Origin of the sequence: Rhodococcus sp. IEGM 1341 (assembly GCF_030056895.1) — a bacterium.
Classification (GTDB): Bacteria; Actinomycetota; Actinomycetes; order Mycobacteriales; family Mycobacteriaceae; genus Rhodococcoides.
Genome location: NZ_JASHKV010000011.1, coordinates 16,585 through 37,970, shown reverse-complemented (window position 1 = coordinate 37,970; position 21,386 = coordinate 16,585). Strand labels below are relative to the sequence as shown.

At 65.2% G+C, this 21,386-nt stretch carries 23 protein-coding genes; 6 read left to right on the top strand and 17 right to left on the bottom strand.

Going from position 1 to position 21,386, the window contains the following annotated elements:
* Positions 1–2 precede the first annotated feature (2 nt).
* From QM615_RS19905 to QM615_RS19885, 5 genes are all read right to left on the bottom strand, one after another.
* Positions 3–836 carry a carbohydrate ABC transporter permease gene (locus QM615_RS19905; protein WP_032375916.1) on the bottom strand — a complete coding sequence of 278 codons (834 nt, stop codon included), beginning with the start codon at positions 834–836 and terminating at the stop codon, positions 3–5.
* Complete coding sequence (locus QM615_RS19900; RefSeq protein WP_149407935.1) at positions 836–1,786, bottom strand: carbohydrate ABC transporter permease; 951 nt, start codon at positions 1,784–1,786, stop codon at positions 836–838. Before QM615_RS19900 ends, QM615_RS19905 begins: the two co-directional genes overlap by 1 nt.
* Positions 1,783–3,105, bottom strand: a complete 1,323-nt coding sequence (locus QM615_RS19895) for an ABC transporter substrate-binding protein (RefSeq protein ID WP_149407934.1) — start codon at positions 3,103–3,105, stop codon at positions 1,783–1,785. Before QM615_RS19895 ends, QM615_RS19900 begins: the two co-directional genes overlap by 4 nt.
* A 195-nt stretch (positions 3,106–3,300) precedes the next feature.
* Positions 3,301–3,789, bottom strand: a complete 489-nt coding sequence (locus QM615_RS19890; protein ID WP_057475533.1) for a YflT domain-containing protein — start codon at positions 3,787–3,789, stop codon at positions 3,301–3,303.
* 70 nt (positions 3,790–3,859) lie between these two features.
* Positions 3,860–4,801, bottom strand: a complete 942-nt coding sequence (locus QM615_RS19885; RefSeq protein WP_283347835.1) for an HpcH/HpaI aldolase/citrate lyase family protein — start codon at positions 4,799–4,801, stop codon at positions 3,860–3,862.
* Positions 4,802–4,875: 74 nt separating this feature from the next.
* Between QM615_RS19885 and QM615_RS19880 the strand changes: the two genes are divergently transcribed.
* The 4 genes from QM615_RS19880 (at position 4,876) to QM615_RS19865 (ending at position 8,894) form a co-directional block, all read left to right on the top strand.
* The gene (locus QM615_RS19880; RefSeq protein WP_068053108.1) at positions 4,876–6,150 is read left to right on the top strand and encodes a magnesium transporter MgtE N-terminal domain-containing protein; all 1,275 of its coding nucleotides are present in this window, start codon (positions 4,876–4,878) and stop codon (positions 6,148–6,150) included.
* 20 nt (positions 6,151–6,170) lie between these two features.
* The gene (locus tag QM615_RS19875) at positions 6,171–6,710 is read left to right on the top strand and encodes a DUF1003 domain-containing protein (protein ID WP_149407932.1); all 540 of its coding nucleotides are present in this window, start codon (positions 6,171–6,173) and stop codon (positions 6,708–6,710) included.
* A gap of 113 nt (positions 6,711–6,823) precedes the next feature.
* Entirely contained in the window at positions 6,824–7,696 is an 873-nt protein-coding gene (locus QM615_RS19870; RefSeq protein WP_188078850.1) for a lytic transglycosylase domain-containing protein, read from the top strand.
* 61 nt (positions 7,697–7,757) lie between these two features.
* A complete protein-coding gene (locus QM615_RS19865; protein ID WP_068053099.1) occupies positions 7,758–8,894 on the top strand; it encodes an Mrp/NBP35 family ATP-binding protein in 1,137 nt (378 codons plus the stop codon).
* A gap of 191 nt (positions 8,895–9,085) precedes the next feature.
* On the opposite strand, the gene tatB is transcribed toward QM615_RS19865, so the two are convergent.
* The 4 genes from tatB to sigE all read right to left on the bottom strand — a co-directional run bounded on the left by tatB (position 9,086) and on the right by sigE (position 12,129).
* Positions 9,086–9,535, bottom strand: coding sequence for a Sec-independent protein translocase protein TatB (tatB, locus tag QM615_RS19860; RefSeq protein WP_068053096.1), 450 nt, complete (start codon positions 9,533–9,535; stop codon positions 9,086–9,088).
* 18 nt (positions 9,536–9,553) lie between these two features.
* Positions 9,554–11,086, bottom strand: a complete 1,533-nt coding sequence (locus QM615_RS19855) for a S1C family serine protease (protein ID WP_394855413.1) — start codon at positions 11,084–11,086, stop codon at positions 9,554–9,556.
* A gap of 73 nt (positions 11,087–11,159) precedes the next feature.
* On the bottom strand, positions 11,160–11,486 hold the full coding sequence (locus QM615_RS19850) for an anti-sigma factor family protein (protein ID WP_068053118.1): 327 nt from the start codon (positions 11,484–11,486) through the stop codon (positions 11,160–11,162).
* 16 nt (positions 11,487–11,502) lie between these two features.
* Complete coding sequence (gene sigE / locus QM615_RS19845; RefSeq protein WP_052047749.1) at positions 11,503–12,129, bottom strand: RNA polymerase sigma factor SigE; 627 nt, start codon at positions 12,127–12,129, stop codon at positions 11,503–11,505.
* 239 nt (positions 12,130–12,368) lie between these two features.
* Between sigE and QM615_RS19840 the strand changes: the two genes are divergently transcribed.
* Positions 12,369–12,980, top strand: coding sequence for an O-methyltransferase (locus QM615_RS19840; protein WP_068053115.1), 612 nt, complete (start codon positions 12,369–12,371; stop codon positions 12,978–12,980).
* 100 nt (positions 12,981–13,080) lie between these two features.
* On the opposite strand, the gene glgC is transcribed toward QM615_RS19840, so the two are convergent.
* A complete protein-coding gene (glgC, locus tag QM615_RS19835; protein ID WP_094681525.1) occupies positions 13,081–14,295 on the bottom strand; it encodes a glucose-1-phosphate adenylyltransferase in 1,215 nt (404 codons plus the stop codon).
* Positions 14,296–14,371: 76 nt separating this feature from the next.
* Here glgC and glgA point away from each other — a divergent pair, with 76 nt between their 5' ends.
* Positions 14,372–15,535 (top strand): glycogen synthase, encoded by a 1,164-nt coding sequence (glgA, locus tag QM615_RS19830; protein ID WP_149407930.1) that lies wholly within the window; start codon positions 14,372–14,374, stop codon positions 15,533–15,535.
* 10 nt (positions 15,536–15,545) lie between these two features.
* Here glgA and QM615_RS19825 read toward each other — a convergent pair whose 3' ends face one another.
* The 7 genes from QM615_RS19825 to QM615_RS19795 all read right to left on the bottom strand — a co-directional run bounded on the left by QM615_RS19825 (position 15,546) and on the right by QM615_RS19795 (position 21,328).
* On the bottom strand, positions 15,546–16,400 hold the full coding sequence (locus tag QM615_RS19825) for a methyltransferase domain-containing protein (protein ID WP_149407929.1): 855 nt from the start codon (positions 16,398–16,400) through the stop codon (positions 15,546–15,548).
* Between the two features lie 103 nt (positions 16,401–16,503).
* Positions 16,504–16,671: a DUF3117 domain-containing protein gene (locus tag QM615_RS19820; protein ID WP_008714277.1), complete on the bottom strand. Its 168-nt coding sequence runs from the start codon at positions 16,669–16,671 to the stop codon at positions 16,504–16,506.
* A 95-nt stretch (positions 16,672–16,766) separates the two neighbouring features.
* Positions 16,767–17,375, bottom strand: a complete 609-nt coding sequence (locus QM615_RS19815) for a DNA-3-methyladenine glycosylase I (RefSeq protein ID WP_149407928.1) — start codon at positions 17,373–17,375, stop codon at positions 16,767–16,769.
* Positions 17,372–17,698, bottom strand: a complete 327-nt coding sequence (locus tag QM615_RS19810) for a DivIVA domain-containing protein (protein WP_068053083.1) — start codon at positions 17,696–17,698, stop codon at positions 17,372–17,374. Before QM615_RS19810 ends, QM615_RS19815 begins: the two co-directional genes overlap by 4 nt.
* A 31-nt stretch (positions 17,699–17,729) precedes the next feature.
* Positions 17,730–18,659, bottom strand: a complete 930-nt coding sequence (locus tag QM615_RS19805) for a glucosyl-3-phosphoglycerate synthase (protein ID WP_068053080.1) — start codon at positions 18,657–18,659, stop codon at positions 17,730–17,732.
* The gene (gene folP / locus QM615_RS19800; protein WP_094641281.1) at positions 18,656–19,516 is read right to left on the bottom strand and encodes a dihydropteroate synthase; all 861 of its coding nucleotides are present in this window, start codon (positions 19,514–19,516) and stop codon (positions 18,656–18,658) included. The genes QM615_RS19805 and folP overlap by 4 nt, the downstream gene beginning before the upstream one ends.
* A 36-nt stretch (positions 19,517–19,552) precedes the next feature.
* The gene (locus tag QM615_RS19795; RefSeq protein ID WP_068053074.1) at positions 19,553–21,328 is read right to left on the bottom strand and encodes a long-chain-acyl-CoA synthetase; all 1,776 of its coding nucleotides are present in this window, start codon (positions 21,326–21,328) and stop codon (positions 19,553–19,555) included.
* Positions 21,329–21,386 lie beyond the last annotated feature (58 nt).

Here is a 21,386-nt window from a genome sequence, read left to right as displayed (position 1 = left end):
GGTTATCCCTTCACTGCGCCGGACGTCAAGCCCGCCACGATACGTCGTTGGAAGAAGAGCACGAAAATGATGATCGGGATCGTGATGACGACTGCTGCCGCTGCGATCGATCCCGTTGGCTCCTCGAACTGAGAGCTACCGGTGAACTGCGAGATGGCCGCCGGGACGGTGACCGAACGTTCTGTCGCCGTCAACGAGATGGCGAGCAGGAGGTCGTTCCAGGCGAAGATGAACACCAGAATGGCGGCGGTGACGATGCCGGGTGCGGCCAGCGGGGCGATGACCTTGCGGAACGCCTGTGCCGGCGTCGCGCCGTCCATCTTCGCTGCCTTTTCGAGCTCCCACGGAATCTCGCGGAAGAACGCCGACAGGGTGTAGATCGCCAACGGCAACGCGAAGGTGATGTACGGAATGATCAGCCCCGGCCAGGTGTCGAACAGTCCCAGCGAGCGGGAGATGTCGAACAGCGGTGTCACCAGGGAGATCTGGGGGAACATCGCAATGAGCAGCGCTGCACCGACCAGAGCCTTCTTTCCCGGAAAGTCCAGACGCGCAACGGCATACGCGGCCATCGTGCCGATCACCACGGCGATCACGGTGGTGATCAGTCCGATACCGATCGAGTTGACCAACGCCGAGGTGAACTGATTGGTCGAGAAGATGCCCTTGTAGTTGTCGAAAGTGATCGAACGAGGAATGAAGTTGCCGTCGGCGATGGTGGCCGTCGACTTGAACGAGAGGCTGATGATCCACAGCAGTGGAACGAGTGCGTAGAGCAGGACGAGGACGTTGACGACCGTCCAACCGACCTTCTTGCGAGGCGTAACAGTGGTCATTACTTGCGGCCTCCGTCGTCGGATCCCGGTGCCGATGCACCGAACAACTTGATGAACACGAACGCGATGATCGCGACGCAGAAGAAGATCAGAATGCTGATCGCCGATCCGAGCCCGAGGTTGAACGCACCGAACAGGTTGTTGTAACCGAGAATCGAGACCGATCCGGTTTCGTTGCTACCGCGGGTGAGGACGTAGATGTTGTCGAAGATGCGGAACGCGTCGAGGGTGCGGAAGAGCACCGCGACGAGAATCGCCGGCTTCATCAACGGAATCGTGATGCGCATCAGCCTGGTCCACGCACCTGCTCCGTCGACCTCCGCCGCCTTGAGCAGATCGTCGGGCACCAGCGCCAGGCCTGCCAGAAGAAGCAGCGCCATGAACGGCGTCGTCTTCCAGACCTCGGCCAGTACGACGATCGCCAGTGACGGGAACTGCTCGGTGAGCGGAGCACTACCGTCGGGCAGCAGATTGGCGAGATAGCCCGTGCCGGGGGTCCACGCGTAGTACCAGCTGTACGCGGCGGCGACGGTCACGATGCCGTACGGGATGAGCACCACGGTGCGTACGAGTCCGCGACCGAAGATGGTGCGGTGCATGACCAGAGCCACGGCCAGGCCGAGGATGAACTCGATGATCACCGAGATGATCGTGATGCCTGCCGTCACACTGAACGCCGTCCACCAGTAGCCGTCGGACAGCACGGTCACGTAGTTGGAGATACCGACGAATTCACGATCCTCGGGGAATGCGAGGTTGTACTTCTGCAGACTGAGCCAGAACGCGTAGATGATCGGATACCCGGTGACCGCGATCATCAGCAGGGCGGCGGGTGCAATGAGCATCAGCCCCAGGCGACGTTCGGCCTTCTTGCCGTCGGAGACGTTCTTCAGAGCCGCCTGCTTGTCGATAGGCTGCGATGCGGGCTGTGACTCGGTGGTGGCGCTCATGGAATCAACCCTTCGGAATTGACGGCCTTGGAGACCAAATCTGCGAGCTTGTCCACGTCGGCCACCGGATCGATGTTCTGCGGCGGATTGAGCGCATCGGTCAGCAGAATCGAAATGCTCTGGTAGGCAGGCGAAACGGGTCGCACAGCCGCAGATTCGATGGAACCGAGAACCCCTTCCCACGCGGGATAGACGGCCTGGAACTCGGGATCGGAGTACAGCGACTTCAGCACCGGCGGCACACCACCGTTGACGGCGTTGTTGCGCTGGTTCTCCTCGTTGGTGAGGCACTCGACGGCCTCCCACGCGAGATCCTCGTGCTGAGTGGTCTTCGCGACGCCGATGTTGAAGCCACCGATGGTGACCTTCGCGGGCTCGCCCGGGTTCACCTCCGGATACGGCGCGCTACGGAAGACCTCGGCGATGCGTGCGTCCTGCTGATCCTCAGGCACCGTCGACAGGTCGAGGAACGAGACGGCACCGGCAACGGCGTTCTCCTTCAACCCGGGCAGCACGAACGGGTAGTTGACCTGGAAGGCCATCCGTCCCGATTCCATGCCGAGGCGGGCAGTTGCCTCGTCGCTCTGCGAGACCGAGGGATCGCGGCCGTCGGCCGTGGCCACTCGCTTGATGATCTCGAGAGCTTTCTCGGTGGCGGCGCGATGCTCGGGAGTGTCGTTCAGCGTCACCGTCGTTCCGTCCTCGGCGACGACCGAACCACCAGCGCTCTCGAGCAGCGAGTTGAACCAGACCATGAAGCCCTCGTACTGCTTTGCCTGAACGCCGATCTGTGCGGGCTTGCCCGCCGCCGCATTGGCCTCGGCCACGTCGATCAGCTGATCCCACGTCTGCGGCGGCGCTCCGTCGGGTACCTCGTCCGGGCGGTACCAGAGCAACTGGGTGTTGGAGTTGAGCGGCACCGCGTACAGCTGATCCTGCCACTCTGCCGTGGCGAGTGGGCCCTCGAGCGTGGCACCGTCGCGCAGCTTCTCGGACAGGTCCTCCGGGACGGGCAATGCCCATCCGGCCTCGGCGAACTCGGCCGTCCAGACGACGTCGAGTGTCATCAGATCCAGCGTCCTGTCGTTGCCGGCGAGGCGCCGCGCGAGCTGGAGCCGCTGATCGTTGGCGCTCTTGGGCAGAGTCCGTTGCTCCACTCGGTAGCGGCCGTTGGAGGCGTCGGAACACACCTGTGCCGCAGCGGCGTACTGCTCTGCGCCGTCTGCGGCAGTGTAGAAACTCAGAACCGGAACCGAACTGTCGGACGAACCACACGCTGCGAGCAACGGACTCGTGACCAGAGCCGCTGCCGCCAACACCCCTATCCTCGTTGCTTTTCCACGCCTACGACCACGATGTCTCGGCACTTTCCGCCTCCGTACGTTCAGTTACTCGCGCAGCACATTGTGTGGGACTGCCGTGCACGAAAGAAACGTAACCGAACTCACTGGCATAGAGGGCGATTTGGGGCTATTCCGTTACCTGTCGGTTGCCTGGTCGTCCACCAGGTGTGATCAGATCGACAGTTTGGCGAGCAGGTCGCGTGCTTTCTCCGCGGTTCGCGGCTCGCAGATGACGTCGTATCGGCCCGCGACCAACTGCATGCTCGACGCGAAATCTCGCTGTCCCTTGGTGGCCGCGTACGGAATGGACGCCGAGATCAGGCCGAAGATGATGCCGCCGCCGACGCCGATCAGCAGCGCTCCGAAGATGTTCTCACTGAAGATGCCGAGGACCAGGCCGAGGAAGACTCCCAGCCAGGCACCCGAAACAATGCCTCCACCAATGACTTTGGGCCAGGTGAGGCGGCCGAGCACGCGTTCGACCTGCATCAGGTCGACACCGACGATCGTCACGTCCTGCACCGAGAACTCTTCGTCGGAGAGGTAGTCGACGGCGCGCTGCGCCTCGGCGTAGGTGGGGTAGGAACCGATAGGCCAGCCGGAGGGCGGAGTCGGCAGGCCCTGCCCTGGGCGACCGGGCTGTGAGAGGGGATTGGTCATGGCTCCATTGTGCCCCGAAACGGACAACCGACACACCCGTTGTAGCGGTTCACAGCAGGTTGACGGTCGGTCAGGACGTGGGCGGCACGAAGGCGGTCGTACGCGTCAGGCCTGCCGCACGTCCCTTCGCCGAGACGACGAGCGCCATCTTGCGGCTCGCCTCGTCGATCATCTCCTCGCCCAGCATCACTGCGCCGCGGCCGCCGCCCGCCGCGGAGGTGTGGAACTCGTACGCGTCGAGAATCATCTCGGCCTTGTCGTAGTCGGCCTGACGCGGCGCGAAGATCTCGTTGGCGGCCTCGATCTGCGTCGGGTGCAGCACCCACTTGCCGTCGAAACCGAGGCCTGCAGTCCGGCCCGCCGCCCGGCGAAAGGCGTCGAGATCGCGAATCTGCAGATACGGACCGTCGATCGCCTGCAGACCGTGTGTTCGGGCAGCGAGCAGGATGGTCATCAGAATGTGGTGGTAGGCGTCGCCCGTGTCGTAACCGACCGGCTGCTCGCCGACGACCAGGGTGCGCATGTTGACGCTGGCCATCAGGTCTGCGGGACCGAACACCAGGGTTTGCACCCGCGGGCTCGCGGTCGCGATCTCGTCGATGTTGCGCAGACTGCGGGCGCTCTCGATCTGCGGCTCGATTCCGATGGCTCCGACGTCGAGTCCGTGCTCTTTCTCGAGCTGGGTGAGCAGCAGATCCAACGCCTGCACGTGCGCGGCGCACTCCACCTTCGGCAGCAGGATGGCGTCGAGATTGCGTCCGGCACCGGACACGACGTCGATGACGTCCCCGTACGTCCACTGCGTCGTCCAGTCGTTGACGCGTACCACCTTGATCTGATCGCCCCAGCCATCGGAGTTCAGAGCATCGACGATGCGTGCGCGGGCCTCGACTTTCGCGATGGGCGCGACGGCGTCTTCGAGATCGAGGAAGATCGCGTCGGCAGGCAGTCCCTTGGCCTTGGCGATCATCTTGTCCGAACTGCCCGGAACGGCCAGCACCGACCGCCGCATGCCCGACGCATTCACCGCAGCACAACCCCTGTCTGATTCATCGTCTGTATCGCCCAACCTCTAACCTTGCCATCATGGCAGCACTGAGCAAGGTATTCGCGGCCAGGCTCGCCGGCCTGGGTGTCCTGGGCCCCGACGGCGAATCCATCGGCCGAGTTCGCGACGTGGTCATCTCGATGCGGGTCGGCAGAGCGCAACCCAGAGTCCTCGGCCTCGTGGTCGAATTGGCAACGCGCCGAAGAATTTTCGTACCGATGCTCAGAGTCACCAGTATCGAGCCCAACTCGGTTCAACTCACGACCGGCAACGTCAGTCTGCGGCGATTCACCCAGCGCGCGAACGAGATCCTGGTGTTCGCCCAGATCCTCGACTCCAAGGTGCGCGTCGACGACCCCGAACTCGACGAGCTGCACGACGCCGATTCCATCGTCGTCGATCTGGGTATCGAGCTCACCCGAACGCGGGACTGGGTGGTCGCGCGAGTGGCGGTGCGCAAGCAACGTCAGCGGCTGGCGCGCCGCGGTGCCATCCACGTCGTGGACTGGCTGCACGTGCAGGGACTCACCCAGAACGAGCTGTCGATGCCCGATCAGGGTGTCGCGCAGCTGCTGATGCAATTCGAGGACCTGCGAGCGGCCGACGTCGCCAACGCGATGCGCGAGCTCCCCGTCAAGCGTCGCATGGAAGTGGCGCGGGCCCTCGACGACGAGCGGCTCGCCGACGTCGTCCAGGAACTGCCCGACGACGATCAGGTGGAGCTGATGCACTACCTCGGCGTCGACCGCGGTGCCGACGTGCTCGAGGCCATGGACCCCGACGACGCCGCCGACCTCCTCGGAGAGCTGCCCGAGACCGAAGCGGAATCGCTTCTGCGACTGATGGATCCGGAGGACTCCGCACCTGTCCGACGGCTGCTCGAACACTCCCCCGACACCGCCGGTGGTCTGATGACCCCCGAACCCGTCGTACTCACCGCATCGACGACGGTGGCCGAAGCGCTCGCCCGTGTACGCAACCCCGACCTGACGCCCGCGCTCGCCTCACTGGTGTTCGTGGTGCGGCCGCCCACCGCCACTCCCACCGGGCCGTACCTCGGCTGCGTACATCTGCAGCAGTTACTTCGAGAACCCCCGGCGAGTCTGGTCGGCGGCGTGGTGGACAGCGCGCTGCCGCGCTTGTCGCCCGAGGACAGCCTCACCGCCGTGACGAGATACTTCGCGACGTACAACCTCGTCTGCGGCCCGGTGGTCGACGACGAGGACCACCTGGTCGGGGCCGTGACCGTGGACGACGTCCTCGATCACCTGCTGCCCGAGGACTGGCGAGATCAGGAAGTGGCCGGACAGTGAAAGAAACAGCACGCCAGAGAATGGACACTCCGCGCGGATCGCGGATGTTCAACGTCAACGTGGACTTCGACCTCGGCAGGTCGGGCGAGAAGGCCGCGAGGTTCCTCGGTACCGGCCGCTACCTGGCAATCCAGACGGGCATCGTGATCGTCTGGATCTTCCTCAACGTCGTGGCGGTCAATCTCAGGTGGGACCCGTATCCCTTCATCCTGCTCAACCTCGCGTTCTCGACCCAGGCTGCGTACGCGGCTCCGCTGATTCTGCTGGCCCAGAATCGGCAGGACGACCGAGACCGCGTCTCGCTCGAGGAGGACCGTTCTCGCGCCCAACAGACGAAGGCCGACACCGAGTTCCTCGCTCGCGAGTTGGCATCGCTGCGGATCGCGGTCGGCGAGGTCGCCACCCGCGACTACCTGCGCCGCGAACTCGACGAGATCAAGGCGCTCCTCGAGCAGGCGACGGGCCAGCCCACAGCGACTCCGAAGAAAGCACGGAAGAAGGCCGCCGCCAGGGTGCAGGACGACTCGGGCACCCCGGAGGTCCCCGACCTCGATACGTAGCGGCCCGCTCTGTAACGGCCCGATAACGGAACAGTCTCGAATCAGGTACCCTCGATCCCGGTCATCGGTCGGGCCCCGGTTGTCATCCGGGGAAATCAGGAGGTACAGCACGCGTGGGTCGTCACAGAAAAGCATCGACTTCCAAGGTCCGACGGAATTCGGTGATTGCTCTGGCAGGTCTCGTCCCCGCAGGACTCGTCACCGCCGCCACCAGCGCCGGAGCCACGGAATACATTCCGTTCGTCTCGGCCAAGACCACCCCGGCCGCCCAGGAATCGAACTCCGTGGTGGAGACTCCGCAGCCGATTGCCCAGGACCAGCAGGCGCAGCCGGTGGCTCAGGCCGAGCAGCCGGTGCCCGCCGCGGTCCCCGCACCCGCGCCGGTTCCCGAGATCCCGCCCACACCCGAGCTACCCACCAACCTCGCCGTCAGCCCCATCGCCATCCCGGTCGTCAACGTCTCGGCGTACAAGAACGCCGAGCGGATCCTGGCCCAGCAGCAACCCGGTTGCGGTATCAGCTGGACCGTCATCGCCGGCATCGGCCGCGTCGAATCCACCCACGCCAACAACGGCAAGGTCGACGACTCGGGCGAGCTGCACGAACCCATCCTCGGCCCCCGGCTGAACGGAACCCTCGCCGGCAACCAGGTGATTCGTGACACCGACGGCGGGGCGCTCGACGGCGATGCCGAATACGACCGCGCAGTGGGACCCATGCAGTTCCTGCCCTCGACGTGGAACCTCTATCACGCCGACGGCAACGGCGACGGTGTCTCCGACCCACAGAACCTGTTCGACGCAGCCCTGGCCACCGGTATGTACCTGTGCGACAACGGCACCGACATGCGCGATCTGGGATCGACCACCAAAGCGATCCTGCGCTACAACAATTCGATGGCCTACGTAGCGAACGTGCTCGCGTGGTCGGCGGGTTACGCCACCGGCATCGTCCCGTCCTCGGACCAGCTGCCCCGCATTCACTGACATTGCGTCCGCGCCTGCCCTGCTGTCCATCGGCGCACAACCCACCGCCTAGCATGAGGCAATGGCTGTACTGACCGAATCCGACGTTCGGACCGCGCTCACGAAGGTGATCGACCCCGAGATCCGCAAACCCATCACCGACCTCGGGATGGTCAAGAGCATCGACATCTCCGACGACGGCGCGGTCGGCGTCGGCATCTATCTGACCACCTCCGGCTGCCCGATGAAGACCGAAATCAGCGATCGCGTGAAGAACGCCGTCGCCGACGTCGCCGGCGTGGGCACCGTGACGGTCGAACTCGACGTCATGAACGACGAGCAGCGCACCGAACTACGCAAGTCTCTGCGCGGCGATTCCGCGGAGCCGATCATTCCCTTCGCGCAACCCGGATCCCTGACCCGCGTGTACGCGGTGGCGTCGGGCAAGGGCGGCGTGGGCAAGTCCAGCGTGACGGTCAATCTCGCCGCATCACTGACCGCCCGTGGGCTGTCGGTCGGCGTGCTCGACGCCGACATCTACGGTCACTCCGTGCCCCGGATGCTCGGAAACGACGCGCGGCCGACGCAGGTCGAGAAGATGATCATGCCGCCACAGGCGCACGGAGTGAAGTTCATCTCGATCGCGCAGTTCACCCAGGGCAACACTCCCGTCGTCTGGCGCGGCCCGATGCTGCACCGCGCACTGCAGCAGTTCCTCGCCGACGTCTTCTGGGGCGATCTGGACGTACTGCTGCTCGATCTCCCGCCCGGCACCGGTGACGTGGCGATCTCTGTCGCCCAACTCATTCCGAGTGCCGAGATCCTCGTCGTCACGACCCCGCAGCAGGCCGCGGCCGAGGTGGCCGAACGAGCGGGCGCGATTGCATTGCAGACGCGTCAGCGCGTGGCAGGCGTCGTGGAGAACATGTCGTGGCTCGAGCTGCCCGACGGTACCCGGATGGACATCTTCGGATCCGGTGGCGGACAGGACGTATCCGACAGACTGACCAAGGCGGTGGGGGCCAGCGTTCCGCTACTGGGCCAGATTCCCCTCGACACCGCCGTCCGGGAGGGCGGAGACGCCGGAACTCCGATCGTGCTGAGCAACCCGGAATCGCCGGCTGCCCAGGCACTGGAGGCAGTGGCAGCGAAATTGGCAGTCCGCGAACGCGGACTGGTCGGCATGTCACTCGGAATCGACTCGGCCCGCAAGCTCTAGCGGACCGAACCTGCTTCCCACTGCCGCGTCTGCTTCCCCGCCGCGTCAATGGACCCTTGCACGGCCGGGACGCCTGTAATGGAACATTCACGCAGCAGCGGGTTCTGCGTGAATGAACCATTGCCGCGCTCAGACGTGTGCAGTGGTCCATTGACGCAGACGGGTGAGACCGTACGACGAAGGATTCAGGCTTACGTGGCGTCGGCGTCGATCGGCGGGGTATCGCCTGCAGACAGTTTCGGCTCGTTCTTGCTCATCGACACCCCACTGCGAGCGGTTCCGGTCTGTGGAGTCGGTCCGCCGACGTTCTTCGGCTTGGTCTCGAAGGGCTTGCCCTTGAAGGTGTCGTCGAGTGGGTTCTTGAAGACCGAGTCGTCACCGTCGAGCAGGTGTTTGGTGATCACCGCGCGCGGGGTCATGCCCCGGAGCTGGTTGAGATCGGCAAGCGGCTTGCGAAGGTCCTCGAAGTCGGTGCCGAGCTCGTCCTTGAGCTGCTGGCTCGCGCCGTTGGCGTAGTCCTTGACCTGCCGGATCGACTTGGACACCCAGCTGATGGCGCCGGGGAGGCGATCGGGGCCGAGGATCACGAGAGCTGCTACGAGGAGAATGACGAGCTCTCCCCAACCGATGTTGCCGAACACGCCTGCCAGCCTACGTCGTCAGTCCGAAACCGGCGTGACGGAGAGGTCCACCAGCCGTCCCGATCGGACGAGTTGCACCGGAACCGACTCCCCGATCGTCGTGGCCTGCACGGCGACGACCAGTTCGTCGGCGTTACCCACGGTGCGGTCGCCGACCTTCGTGATGACATCTCCCTCGACGATGCCCGCTTCCTGAGCAGGCCCGCCCGAGCGCACGTTGGCCACTTCCGCCCCGGCGGAGGTGTCGTTGATGACCGATCGGGCGTTGACGCCGAAGTCGGGATGACGCATGACGCCGTCCCGGATGAGACTCTGCGTCACCTCGGTGACCTCGTCGACGGGAATCGCGAAGCCGAGGCCGACCGATCCGCCGCTCTCGCTGCGGATGGCCGAGTTGATGCCGATCACGCGGCCCTCGAAGTCGATGAGCGGACCGCCGGAGTTGCCGGGGTTGATGGCGGCGTCGGTCTGCACGGCATCGATGACGGCGTTGGTGTCGGTGCCTTCACCCGACAGCGCCACGGGCCGATCGAGCGCGCTGACGATGCCGGAGGTGACGGTTTTGTTCAATCCCAGCGGCGAGCCGACCGCGATCACGTCCTGCCCGACGCGAACGTCGTCGGAACGACCGAGTTCGGCGACGGTGAGGTTGCCGACGTCGGTCTTGAGGACGGCGAGGTCGGTCTTGGTGTCGCGGCCGACGATGTCGGCGGGCACCTTGGTGCCGTCGGAGAAGGTCACTTCCAGGGTCGAGTTCTCCGGGTCGGATGCGGCCAGGGAGATCACGTGGTTGTTCGTCACGATGTAGCCGGCACCGTCGATGACGACGCCCGAGCCGGTGCCGCCGGTCTCGCCGAGCGTCACCTGGATCGAGACGACGGACGGCAGGACGGCGTCGGCGACGTTGCTGATCTGGCCGCGCGGGATGTCGTCGCCGCTGGACTGGGTCAGCGTCACTTTTTGGCTGGTCAACGCGCCCGTCACCTCGGCGGTGAGGCGACCGAACAGCCCGCCTACCAATCCGATGACGAGTGCGAGAACACCGAGTACGACGAGAGCCCGGACGGACACCGACCGACCGAACAGCACGTCTCGCACACCGAGTTTGGTGCCCGGTGGAAGAACGGGAGGGGGCGGGGAATCGAGCGCCGCGCTGCCGAGGGAGACCCGAGAGGTGGGGTCGCGCCACGGATCGGCCGGAGCCGACGGGGCGGTGTCGCTCTCGTCCTCGGCGTTCGGGTCTCGTTGCAGTGATTCATGGGAATCGTTCGGGCGACCGAACGCCTCGGCGAGGACAGGATCGGGTGGGCGCACCGATACGCGCGAGGGAAGTTCGTCGCCGGGCCTACGAGGAGAGAACGATCCGTCCACGTCGTCGGGACGTCCGAACACCGAGGCCGACACCGGATCGACGGAGGGCCGATAGAGCGGACGCGGTGGCAACCGAGGACCTTCCGGACCGGTCCCTGCGGCCTCGGAATCTGCCGGATCGGTGCCCGCGGTCTCGGTGCTGGTCGAATTCGATGTCACGCGTCCGGTTACCCCTCGCATACGTCGGTGTGAGAGTTCAGTATCACTCGAGCGGTCGGCGCGGCTCGATGCAGGTGAGAAGAGTCGGGCACCGTCAGCGTCGTCGACGGCGGACGTCGGCTACGGCGGACATGAAGGTTCGCTTGGTGTGGGACGGCCGATCCTCGCCCGCGCAGGACGGTATCTGGCTGAGCAGACCGAGCAGAGAATGGGGCATCGACATCTCCCCTGCTCCGCGCAGGGCCTTGCGCGCCTGCTGCTGGGCCTCGACCTCGGCGGCGCACTCGGGGCATTCGGACAGATGGTCGGCTGCACGGAGATAAGCGGGCATTCGCAACTCGCCGTCGACGTACGCCGCGACGGCCTCACTGGCCAGATGTTCGGTGGAGCTGAATTGCTTCGGCTTGCGCGCCTGCGTCATCCAACCCTCCTCGTAGCTAGTGGACACTTGCGTGACCGGAGTCGACCTTCCCGTGCACTCGAAGGTACTCGCGTAGCGCCTGGCGTCCACGGTGAATGCGACTGCGAACCGTTCCGAGCTTGACGCCCAGTGTCGCACCGATCTCTTCGTAGGACAGTCCTTCGATGTCGCACAGCACGATTGCGGCGCGGAACTCGGGTGCCAGCGAGTCGAGCGCGGACTGCAGATCGGGATCGAGGCGGGCATCGTGGTAGATCTGCTCGGGGTTGGGTCGGTCGGAGGGGACGCGGTCGTAATCCTCGGGGAGCGCTTCCATACGGATGCGGCTGCGACGACGAACCATGTCCAGGAACAGGTTGGTGGTGATGCGGTGCAGCCACCCCTCGAAGGTGCCCGGCTGGTAGTTCGACAGGGAGCGGAACACGCGAATGAAGGTGTCCTGCGTCAGGTCCTCGGCGTCCTGAGCGTTGCCGGACAGACGGTAGGCCAGTCGGTAGACGCGGTCGCCGTGTTCGCGAACCAGTTCGTCCCAGGACGGCATGGTGGAGTCCTCGCCGGTCGCATCGAACACTGCGGTGCCGCTGAGGTCGTCGGGCGCGGGTACGGACTCGGGTAGACGCGCGGTGTCGCGATCGCCGTTGATCTTGTAAATAGTTGGATCCTCCTGCTCAGGACTGCGTACGTCCTTCTGATTCAACCGACGACTACCCTCGGATGTTCCAGCTCACACTTCGCAATCGAGATGGACCTTCGATTCCTCCATAGCCTGACGGACCCGCGTGTGGGTCCGGTATGAATCAGCTGAGGCGCACCTGAGAATGTGTGCGTGAGAATGTGCCATGGGCACGATAGCCTCGGGGCGTGCCGACCAACGCCGAGAAGATGCTCGCCTACGCCGAAGACTCCGCTCAGGAGGACGAGGTTCTGATCGCAGCCAGAGAGCGCGCCGTCGACCTGGGTGCCGCCCCGGTACCGCCGTCGGTCGGAGCGATTCTGTCCATCTTCACCCAGATGCTCGGCGCGAAGACCGTCGTCGAAATCGGAACCGGCGCGGGCATCAGCGGCTTGTGGCTGCTCGACGGGATGCGCGCGGACGGCGTTCTCACCACCATCGACACCGAACCGGAGCACCAGCGCGCGGCCCGAGAAGCGTTCCGCGCGGGGGGAATTGCACCCTCACGCACCCGGCTGATCAACGGTTGGGCGCTGGACGTGCTCCCCCGGTTGGCCGACGACACCTACGATTTGGTGTTCATCGATGCCAGTCCGGCCGACCATCCGCACTTCGTTGCCGAGAGCGTCAGACTGCTGCGCCCCGGCGGAGTTCTGGTGCTGCACAACGCGTTGCTCGGCGGACGGGTCGCCGATCCCACTCAGCGCGACGCGACCGCAGTGGCCGTCCGATCCGCCGCCAGGGCCATCGCCGAGGACGACCGTCTGACGACGGTGCTGCTGCCCCTGGGCGACGGGCTGATCTGCGCGTCGAGGGCGTGAGTGCGCTCCGCGCAGTGGTGCGATCAGGTGCCCTCTGCGGCACACAGGAGCGGAGCCTGCGGAGCGACCAGAGATCGGAGCCGCACCACTGCCGCAGGCTTTAGATCCAGACGCCCTTGCCGACGGAGACGACTCCCCCGGCACTGACGTTGAAGCGTTCGCGATCACGTTCGTGGTCGACGCCGATGATCTCGCCGTCGCCCACCACGACGTTCTTGTCCAGGATCGCGTGCCGCACGACGGCACCCTTACCGATCTTGACGCCGGGCATCAGGACGCTGCCCTCGACCGTCGCGCCGCTGTCGATCATGACGTTGGAACTGAGCACCGAGTTGCGGACCGTGGCCGCGGACAGGATGCACCCGGCACCGACGACCGACTCCTGAGCCAAGCCGCCCTGGACGAACTTGGCGGGCGGCAGGTTCTCGGCCGATCCGCGGATGGGCCAGCGGCGGTTGTACAGATTGAAGATGGGATGCACCGACACCAGATCCATGTGCGCGTCGTAGAAGGCGTCGATGGTGCCCACGTCTCGCCAGTACCCGCGGTCGCGCTCGGTGGCACCGGGCACGACGTTGTCGTTGAAGTCGTAGACCGAGGCGACGCCCGCTTCGACGAGCGCCGGAATGATGTCGCCGCCCATGTCGTGGTCGGAGTCGACGTTCTCGGAGTCGGCCTTGATGGCGTCGACGAGCACCTTGGTGGTGAACACGTAGTTGCCCATGGACGCATAGGTGACGTCCGGGTCGTCCGGTGTGCCGGGCGGCTGCGCCGGCTTCTCGAGGAACTGGGTGATCTTGCCGTTCTCGTCCGAATCGATGCACCCGAACGCGAAGGCCTCGCTGCGCGGAACCCTGATACCGGCGACGGTGACGCCCGCCCCGGAGTCGATGTGCTGCTGCACCATCTGCTCCGGATCCATCCGGTACACGTGGTCGGCTCCGAAGACCACGATGTACTCGGGGTCCTCGTCGTACACCAGGTTCAGCGACTGGAAGATCGCGTCGGCGCTGCCGGTGTACCACCGGGGTCCGAGACGCTGCTGCGCGGGAACCGGAGTGATGTACTCCCCGGCGAATCCGGACAGCCGCCACGTCTGCGAGATGTGGCGGTCCAGTGAATGGGACTTGTACTGGGTGAGCACGCAGAGCCGGAGGTAACCGGCGTTGACGAGATTGCTCAGCACGAAGTCGATGAGTCGGTAGGCGCCCCCGAAGGGAACTGCCGGCTTGGCTCGGTCCGCGGTCATCGGGTAAAGACGCTTACCCTCGCCGCCGGCAAGCACGATCCCTAGTACGTGCGGTTGTGTCCTCACCCACTCAACCTATCCGCACCGAGAGAACCTTGCGAGCAGTACACGCACAACTGCTGGGGAATGTAGGTTCGTTCACGTGCGCGTAGCAATGATGACCAAGGAATATCCCCCGGAGATCTACGGTGGCGCAGGAGTTCATGTCACCGAGCTATCCGCTCAGCTGAAGTCGCTGTGCGACGTGGACATCCACTGTATGGGCGCGCCCCGCGACACTGCGCAGGTGCACGACCCGGATCCCGCGCTCGCCGGAGCCAACGCTGCGTTGACGACGTTGTCGGCCGAGCTGCGGATGGCGAACGCCGCCGCAGGCGCGGACGTGGTGCATTCGCACACCTGGTACACCGGCCTCGCCGGTCATCTGGCAGCAGAGTTGTACGACGTACCCCACATCCTCACCGCGCACTCCCTCGAGCCGCGCCGGCCGTGGAAGGCCGAGCAACTCGGCGGCGGCTACCGCATCTCGTCGTGGTCGGAGCGCAATGCCGTGGAGTACGCCGACGCGGTCATCGCCGTCAGCGAGGGCATGGCCAAAGATGTGCTCGACGCCTATCCGCGCCTCGATCCGAGCCGGGTTCATGTGGTGCGCAACGGGATCGACACCCAGCGGTGGTTCGCCGACCACGGCACCTCGACCCTGGACGAGATCGGCGTCGATCGAAGCAAGCCGATCGTCGCGTTCGTCGGACGCATCACCCGGCAGAAGGGCGTCGGGCACCTCATCGCAGCAGCCCACCACTTCGACCCGTCGATCCAGCTCGTCCTGTGTGCAGGCGCGCCCGATACACCGGAGATCGCCGCGGAGACCGAGCGCGCGGTGGCGTTGCTCGCCGAGCAGCGCAGCGGCGTGTTCTGGGTCAAGGACATGCTGCCCACCGACAAGATTCGCGAGATTCTCACGGCAGCAGCAGTGTTCGTCTGCCCCTCGGTGTACGAGCCACTCGGCATCGTCAACCTCGAGGCGATGGCGTGCGAAACTGCTGTGGTGGCTTCGGATGTCGGCGGCATTCCCGAGGTCGTCGACGAGGGCCGCACCGGACGCCTGGTGCACTACAACTCCTACGAACCCGACGCTTTCGAGCGAACCCTCGCCGACACCGTCAACGAGGTCGCCCTCGACCCCACGCTCGCAACGACGATGGGCAAGGCGGGCCGCGAACGCGCTGTCGCCGAGTTCTCCTGGGCCTCTATCGCGAAGCAGACTCTCGCCGTCTACAATGACGCGCTGGCGCGGCGCCGCTGATCGGGACGACTCAGCGATTCGCCCTGCGATAGGTCGAGACCGTCACCGACGCGGTGACCTCGGTGACGTCCGGTAGCTCCCCCAGGGCAGCGGACCGAGCGTCGGGGTCACCGTGGCGCGACGACGGACCCATGCCGATCAGCGCCTCGATGTCGTTGTGCGAGAGCATCATCGAGTACTCGAGCGCAGACTCCGCCACCGGCTCGAACAGACCGGACAACGATTCGCCGAGCCGGCGGGTCTTGTCCTCGGCGACGCCGATGAGTCCCAGTGGCCCCCGCAGCTCACGCTGATGTCGCATCGTGGGCGTGACGACGACCAACACTCCGTCGTCGACGAGGACTCGGTTCAGCTCACCGGCGTTGCGCGGGGCGAACACGCACGTCACCGCAGACAGGGCACCCGACCGCACCGGAAGTCCACTCCAGATGTCCGCGACCACGGACCCCAGCCTGGGATGGGATCGTGCGGCGCGCCTGGCCGCGAACTTCGACACGTCGACGCCTATCCCCCGGGCCTCGGGGCGGGCATCGAGAACCGCCGCGAGATAGTGACCGGTTCCGACTCCGACGTCGAGCACCACCTCGCTGTCCACCGGCACACCCGCCGAGACCGCTTCGGCGATCGGATCGAAATGCCCCTTCTCCAGGAACACGTCGCGTGCCGCGATCATCTCGGCCGAATCGCCCGCGAACTTGCCGCCGTCACCAATGAGCAGACTGACGTAACCCTGCCGGGCCACGTCGAAAGAATGCCCTCGATCGCACCACAAAGTCCGATCCGTGTCGCCTACACCGAGGCCGGAGTCGACCTCACGCACTCGGCACTGCGGACACAGCAGCACGTCCACGACGTCGGTCAGCATCGAGTACCTCTTTCACACCGGCGCGCACACCCTTGGAAACAACACAAAGCCCCGCTTGCCGGTACGGCCAGCGGGGCTGAGCGATGATCGATCGACAGGGCGATCAGCCGGTGACACCCTTCAGTTCGTCACCGAGTGCCGCGGCCTCGTCGGGGGTCAATTCGACGACCAATCGGCCGCCCCCCTCGAGCGGGACACGCATGACGATTCCTCGTCCCTCTTTGGTTGCTTCGAGGGGACCGTCCCCGGTCCGGGGCTTCATCGCCGCCATCCTCTGCTCCCTCCAGATCTGCGCCCACCAACTCGGCGCCTCGGCCTAAAAGATAAATTCGTCGCGGGGCGACGGGTGTTGACTCCTATTCTTCCCTATCGACCTCGATACCGGGAAACGGAGTCGGTATTCGTGACCTGCACCCAGCACTCCGACAGGTGATCGTCGACCATTCCGGTGGCTTGCATCAGGGCGTAGGCGGTTGTCGGACCGACGAACCGCAGACCACGCCGCTTGAGCTCCTTGGCCATGGCTGTGGACTCTTCGGTCGAGGCGGGCACCTCGGAGAACTCGATCAGGCGCGCCGGCCTGGGTTCCGGTGCGAAGGACCACAGCAGAGTGTCGAGGTCGGTGTCGTGGAGATCGACGACGGCGCGCGCGTTGTTCACCGCTGCCTCGATCTTGAGCCGATTGCGCACGATGGACGCGTCGTTCATCAACCGATCCACATCGGCCTCGTCGAAGCGGGCCACGTGCTCCGGATCGAAACCGGCGAATGCGGTGCGGAAACTCTCGCGCTTGCGCAGGATCGTGATCCACGCCAGACCCGATTGGAACGCTTCGAGACACAGTCGCTCGTAGAGCTCGTTGCGTCCGTGGAGCGGCTGACCCCACTCGGTATCGTGGTAATCCCGATACAGCTCGTTGTCGGTGGCACCCCACGGGCAGCGGAGCTTGCCGTCCGGTCCGGCGACAGCACTCATTGCCCGTCCGGCTCGGATGCGGCCGACTGTGGGGTACCCGAGGACTGCGCGGCCGACAATCGCGAACGAAGCATGTCGATCTCGCCGCCGAGTCTCTCCAGTGCCCAGTCGACCTCACTGGGCTTGTAACCCCGCAGGCTCTGCTGGAACTTCAGCGCGCGCACGTCGGCACCGGTGACGCCCTCCGCAGGCAGAACGGTCGCGGTGGTTCCCTCGGGCAACGGGCCCAGTTCCTCACCGCGACCGAACACCGCCGACGCCACGAAGAACAGTGCAGCAGCGACGACGGCAATGACGACGACGTAGATCAGCAGCGTCAACATGCCTCGATCTTGTCACGACCGCCCGACACGACTATTTCAGCGAGTTCATCGCCGGTCGATCCAACAACGACACCTCGGTCGAGAACGGCTCGAACGAGTCACCGTCGACGCGGAACTGCAGAAGACCGGCACCGGAATCGACCATCCCGCAGCGGTTGAGCATCGTCCCGACGATCTGTCGGCTCATCGCGCCGAGTTCGACCAGCGGGCGGTTGCGGTGCTTGCGCACTCCCAGATTCACCTGGCCGATCGCCCCCAGCCCGAGCCTGTCGTAAGTATCGAGCAACAGCCCGATCTCCACTCCGTAGCCGGGCGCGAACGGCACCGCGGACAGAAGCTCACGCGTACCGGCGTACTCGCCCCCGAGGGGCTGAATGACCCCGGTCAGCTCGGGCCGCAACGCAGCGAGCAGCGGCCGTGCCACCAGCTCGGTGACGCGTCCACCGCCGTTGGCGTCCTCGGTTCCACTGGTCCGCAACGGACGGCGGTAGTAGCCCTTGACGAGATGGATGCCGTCGCCCATCAGCAGGGGGCCGAGCAACTTGGGTACGAACGCCGGATCGGGGTTGATCAGGTCGGAGTCGACGAACGCGATGAGGTCACCGGTCGACGCAGCCACCGATCGCCACAGCACCTCGCCCTTGCCGGGTACCGGGTCGACCCCGGGTACCGCTTCCTCTCTGCTGATGACCCGTGCACCGGCCGCCGTCGCGCGCACAGCCGTTTCGTCGGTGGAACCGGAGTCCAACACGATCAGCTCGTCGACGAGTCCGCCGAGCAACGGGTGGATCGTGTCGATGACGGCGGCGACCGTCTGTTCCTCGTTGAGCGCCGGGAGTACCACCGACACCGTTCGGCCCGCTTTGGCGGCCTCGAGTTCGGCGACGGTCCATTGCGGGGTGTCCCAGCTGTTGGTCTCGGACCACGCCCTGGTGACGTCCGTTCGATCTGCGAGTGTCATGCCAGACCCCTGACCGTCCGCGCCGGGGTTCTCAGACCCTGGATCGCTGCCACCATGTCGACGACTCTTCTGGTCGACGCAACTTCGTGAACCCGGAACATTCGGGCTCCGCCTGCTGCGGCCAATGCTGTCGCTGCCAATGTTCCCTCCAACCGGTCGGCGAGCTCTACCCCTAGAGTCTCGCCTACGAAGTCCTTGTTGCTCAGCGCCATGAGCACAGGCCACCCGGTGTTTACAAGATCGTCCACGCGACGCAACAACTCGAGCCCGTGATAGGTGTTTTTGCCGAAATCGTGCGTCGGATCGATAAGAATCGAATCCTTTTTCACCCCCTCCGCGACGGCGTTCTCCGCGGCAGCGGTGACTTCGGCGATCACGTCGGCCACCACATCGGTGTACCGAACACGATGCGGGCGCGTACGGGGCACCGCCCCGCCGGTGTGCGAGCAGACGATGCCGACACCTTCGGCGGCAGCGACGCGCACCAGCTCCGGGTCGGCCCCGGCCCACGTGTCGTTGATCAGATCCGCGCCGACGCCACAGGCCAGTCGGGCGACCTCGCTGCGCCAGGTGTCCACACTGATCAGCAGCTCCGGATACGCGTCCCGGATGGCCTCGACGAACGGAACGACACGGCGAATCTCCTCCTCGGCGTCGACGATGGCGCCGGGGCCGGCCTTCACACCGCCGATGTCGATCATGTCGGCACCCTCCGCGACGGCCCGGTGCACCGACGCCATCGCGGCGTCGTCGGAAAAGTTCGCACCCCCGTCGTAGAACGAATCGGGGGTGCGATTGACGATCGCCATGACCAATGCGCGATCGTCGGCGACCGGTTTGCCGCAGAGAGTGCTCATGAAATCAATAGTGGCACGTGAGCATCTTTCGAGTGCTCAGCCCTTGGGCGCCTTGCCTGCGGCGACCTCGGCCACGTAACCGTCGTACGCCTTCTCGTAGCCACCGGACTTGCCACGCAGCACGTACAGGTCGCTGTCGCTGTCCTCCTCGTAGCCGAGCTTGCGCAGGGCCACCTTCTGACTCTTGAACGTCGACGTCTGCTCGAGGCTCTCGACGACCCTGACGAACAGCGGCACCGCGTACGTCGGGAGCTTGTCGTAGAGGTGCTCGGCCATCGTCTTGCCGTCGAAGGTCTCGCCTTCGCGCAGCGTCACCGCAGCCATACCTGCTTTGCCGTCGGTTCCCTCGATGTCGACGCCGTACACGACGGCACCGTCGATCGAGGAGTGGCCACCCAGGGCTCCCTCGACCTGTGTGGTCGCGACGTTCTCGCCCTTCCAGCGGAAGGTGTCACCGAGGCGGTCGACGAACGCGACGTGCATGAAGCCCTGCTTGCGGACCAGGTCGCCGGTGTCGAACCATGCGTCGCCGTCCTTGAATCCGTCGCGCACCAGCTTCTTCTCGGTGGCCTTGTCGTCGGAGTAGCCGTCGAACGGAGCTCGGTCGGTGACCTTGGACAGCAGCAGTCCGACCTCGCCGTTGCCGACCTTGCGGAGCTTGCCGTCCTGGCCGCGCTTGGCCTTGCCGGACTCCTCGTCGTACTGGACGACGGCGTACGGCAACGGGCAGACGCCTGCAGTCTTCTTCATGTTCAGGGCGTTGATGAACGCGATGTTGCACTCGCTCGCACCGTAGAACTCGGCAACGCGGGAGATGCCGAATCGCTGGGTGAACTCTTCCCAGATCTCCGGGCGCAGCCCGTTGCCGACGATCAGCTTGACCGAGTTGTCTCGGTCGGACGGCTTCTCCGGCTGCGTCAGCAGGTAGCGGCACAGCTCACCGATGTAGGTGAACGCGGTGGCCTTGTTGAGCCGGATGTCGTCCCAGAAGTTGCTCACCGAGAACTGCTTGCCGATGGCCATGGTCGCGCCGCCTGCGAGCACCGAGGACAGCGTCACCGTCAGTGCGTTGTTGTGATAGAGCGGCAGGCAGCAGTAGATGACGTCGTTGCTGCGCAGCCGCACACCCATGTTGCCCAGACCGGACATCGACTTGAGCCAGCGGAAGTGGCTCATCAGGCTGGCCTTCGGCATGCCGGTGGTGCCCGAGGTGAAGATGTAGAACGCCTTCTCCTTGGCCTGGATCTCGGCGGTGACCTTCGGATTGGCCGTCGACGCCGTTGCCGCGAGCTCGGCCAGCTTCTTCAGCGGCAGCACTGCTCCGACCTTCGGCTCCCCGTCGAGCGAATCGAGGGCTTCCTGCGCGCTCTCGTCCAGCACGAGGACCTTCGCGTCGAGAATACCGAGGCTGTGCTCGAGCACGTCACCGCGCTGGTTGTAGTTCAGCATTCCCGCCGTGGCACCGAGCTTGACGGTAGCGAGCGCGGCGAACAGTGCCTCCGGCCTGTTCTTGCTGAGAATGCCGACGACGTCGCCGCGCTTCACCCCGTGGTCCGCGAACACCGCGGCGTACTGATTGACGAGTTCGTTCGCGTCTCGGTAGGTGATCGATTCGCCCTCGAACCGCACGAACGGACGGTCGCTGTTCTTCGCGGCGGCGTCCTGGAAGACCTGACCGATCGACGCTTTGTGGTCGGGCTTGCGGGTGAATCCCGCCAGGCCCTTGAGCAGACTAGGCACCTCCGTCACCATTTTCGGCAACGCGACCGCGAGGTCGGTCACTCCAATTTTCTGACGGGCATCGACAGCCATGAACTCCCCTTTGAAGACGATGTGAGATTTCTTACCCTACTTGAGAGTAACAACTTTG

Excerpts from the sequence above, each read along its gene's own strand:
- QM615_RS19905 (WP_032375916.1), bottom strand. The coding sequence starts at position 836 with ATGACCACTGTTACGCCTCGCAAGAAGGTCGGTTGGACGGTCGTCAAC.
- QM615_RS19900 (WP_149407935.1), bottom strand. The coding sequence starts at position 1,786 with ATGAGCGCCACCACCGAGTCACAGCCCGCATCGCAGCCTATCGACAAG.
- QM615_RS19890 (WP_057475533.1), bottom strand. The coding sequence starts at position 3,789 with ATGACCAATCCCCTCTCACAGCCCGGTCGCCCAGGGCAGGGCCTGCCG.
- QM615_RS19885 (WP_283347835.1), bottom strand. The coding sequence starts at position 4,801 with ATGCGGCGGTCGGTGCTGGCCGTTCCGGGCAGTTCGGACAAGATGATC.
- QM615_RS19880 (WP_068053108.1), top strand. The coding sequence starts at position 4,876 with ATGGCAGCACTGAGCAAGGTATTCGCGGCCAGGCTCGCCGGCCTGGGT.
- QM615_RS19875 (WP_149407932.1), top strand. The coding sequence starts at position 6,171 with ATGGACACTCCGCGCGGATCGCGGATGTTCAACGTCAACGTGGACTTC.
- QM615_RS19865 (WP_068053099.1), top strand. The coding sequence starts at position 7,758 with ATGGCTGTACTGACCGAATCCGACGTTCGGACCGCGCTCACGAAGGTG.
- QM615_RS19855 (WP_394855413.1), bottom strand. The coding sequence starts at position 11,086 with ATGCGAGGGGTAACCGGACGCGTGACATCGAATTCGACCAGCACCGAG.
- QM615_RS19850 (WP_068053118.1), bottom strand. The coding sequence starts at position 11,486 with ATGACGCAGGCGCGCAAGCCGAAGCAATTCAGCTCCACCGAACATCTG.
- QM615_RS19840 (WP_068053115.1), top strand. The coding sequence starts at position 12,369 with ATGCTCGCCTACGCCGAAGACTCCGCTCAGGAGGACGAGGTTCTGATC.
- QM615_RS19825 (WP_149407929.1), bottom strand. The coding sequence starts at position 16,400 with ATGCTGACCGACGTCGTGGACGTGCTGCTGTGTCCGCAGTGCCGAGTG.
- QM615_RS19820 (WP_008714277.1), bottom strand. The coding sequence starts at position 16,671 with ATGGCGGCGATGAAGCCCCGGACCGGGGACGGTCCCCTCGAAGCAACC.
- QM615_RS19815 (WP_149407928.1), bottom strand. The coding sequence starts at position 17,375 with ATGAGTGCTGTCGCCGGACCGGACGGCAAGCTCCGCTGCCCGTGGGGT.
- QM615_RS19810 (WP_068053083.1), bottom strand. The coding sequence starts at position 17,698 with ATGTTGACGCTGCTGATCTACGTCGTCGTCATTGCCGTCGTCGCTGCT.
- QM615_RS19805 (WP_068053080.1), bottom strand. The coding sequence starts at position 18,659 with ATGACACTCGCAGATCGAACGGACGTCACCAGGGCGTGGTCCGAGACC.
- folP (WP_094641281.1), bottom strand. The coding sequence starts at position 19,516 with ATGAGCACTCTCTGCGGCAAACCGGTCGCCGACGATCGCGCATTGGTC.
- QM615_RS19795 (WP_068053074.1), bottom strand. The coding sequence starts at position 21,328 with ATGGCTGTCGATGCCCGTCAGAAAATTGGAGTGACCGACCTCGCGGTC.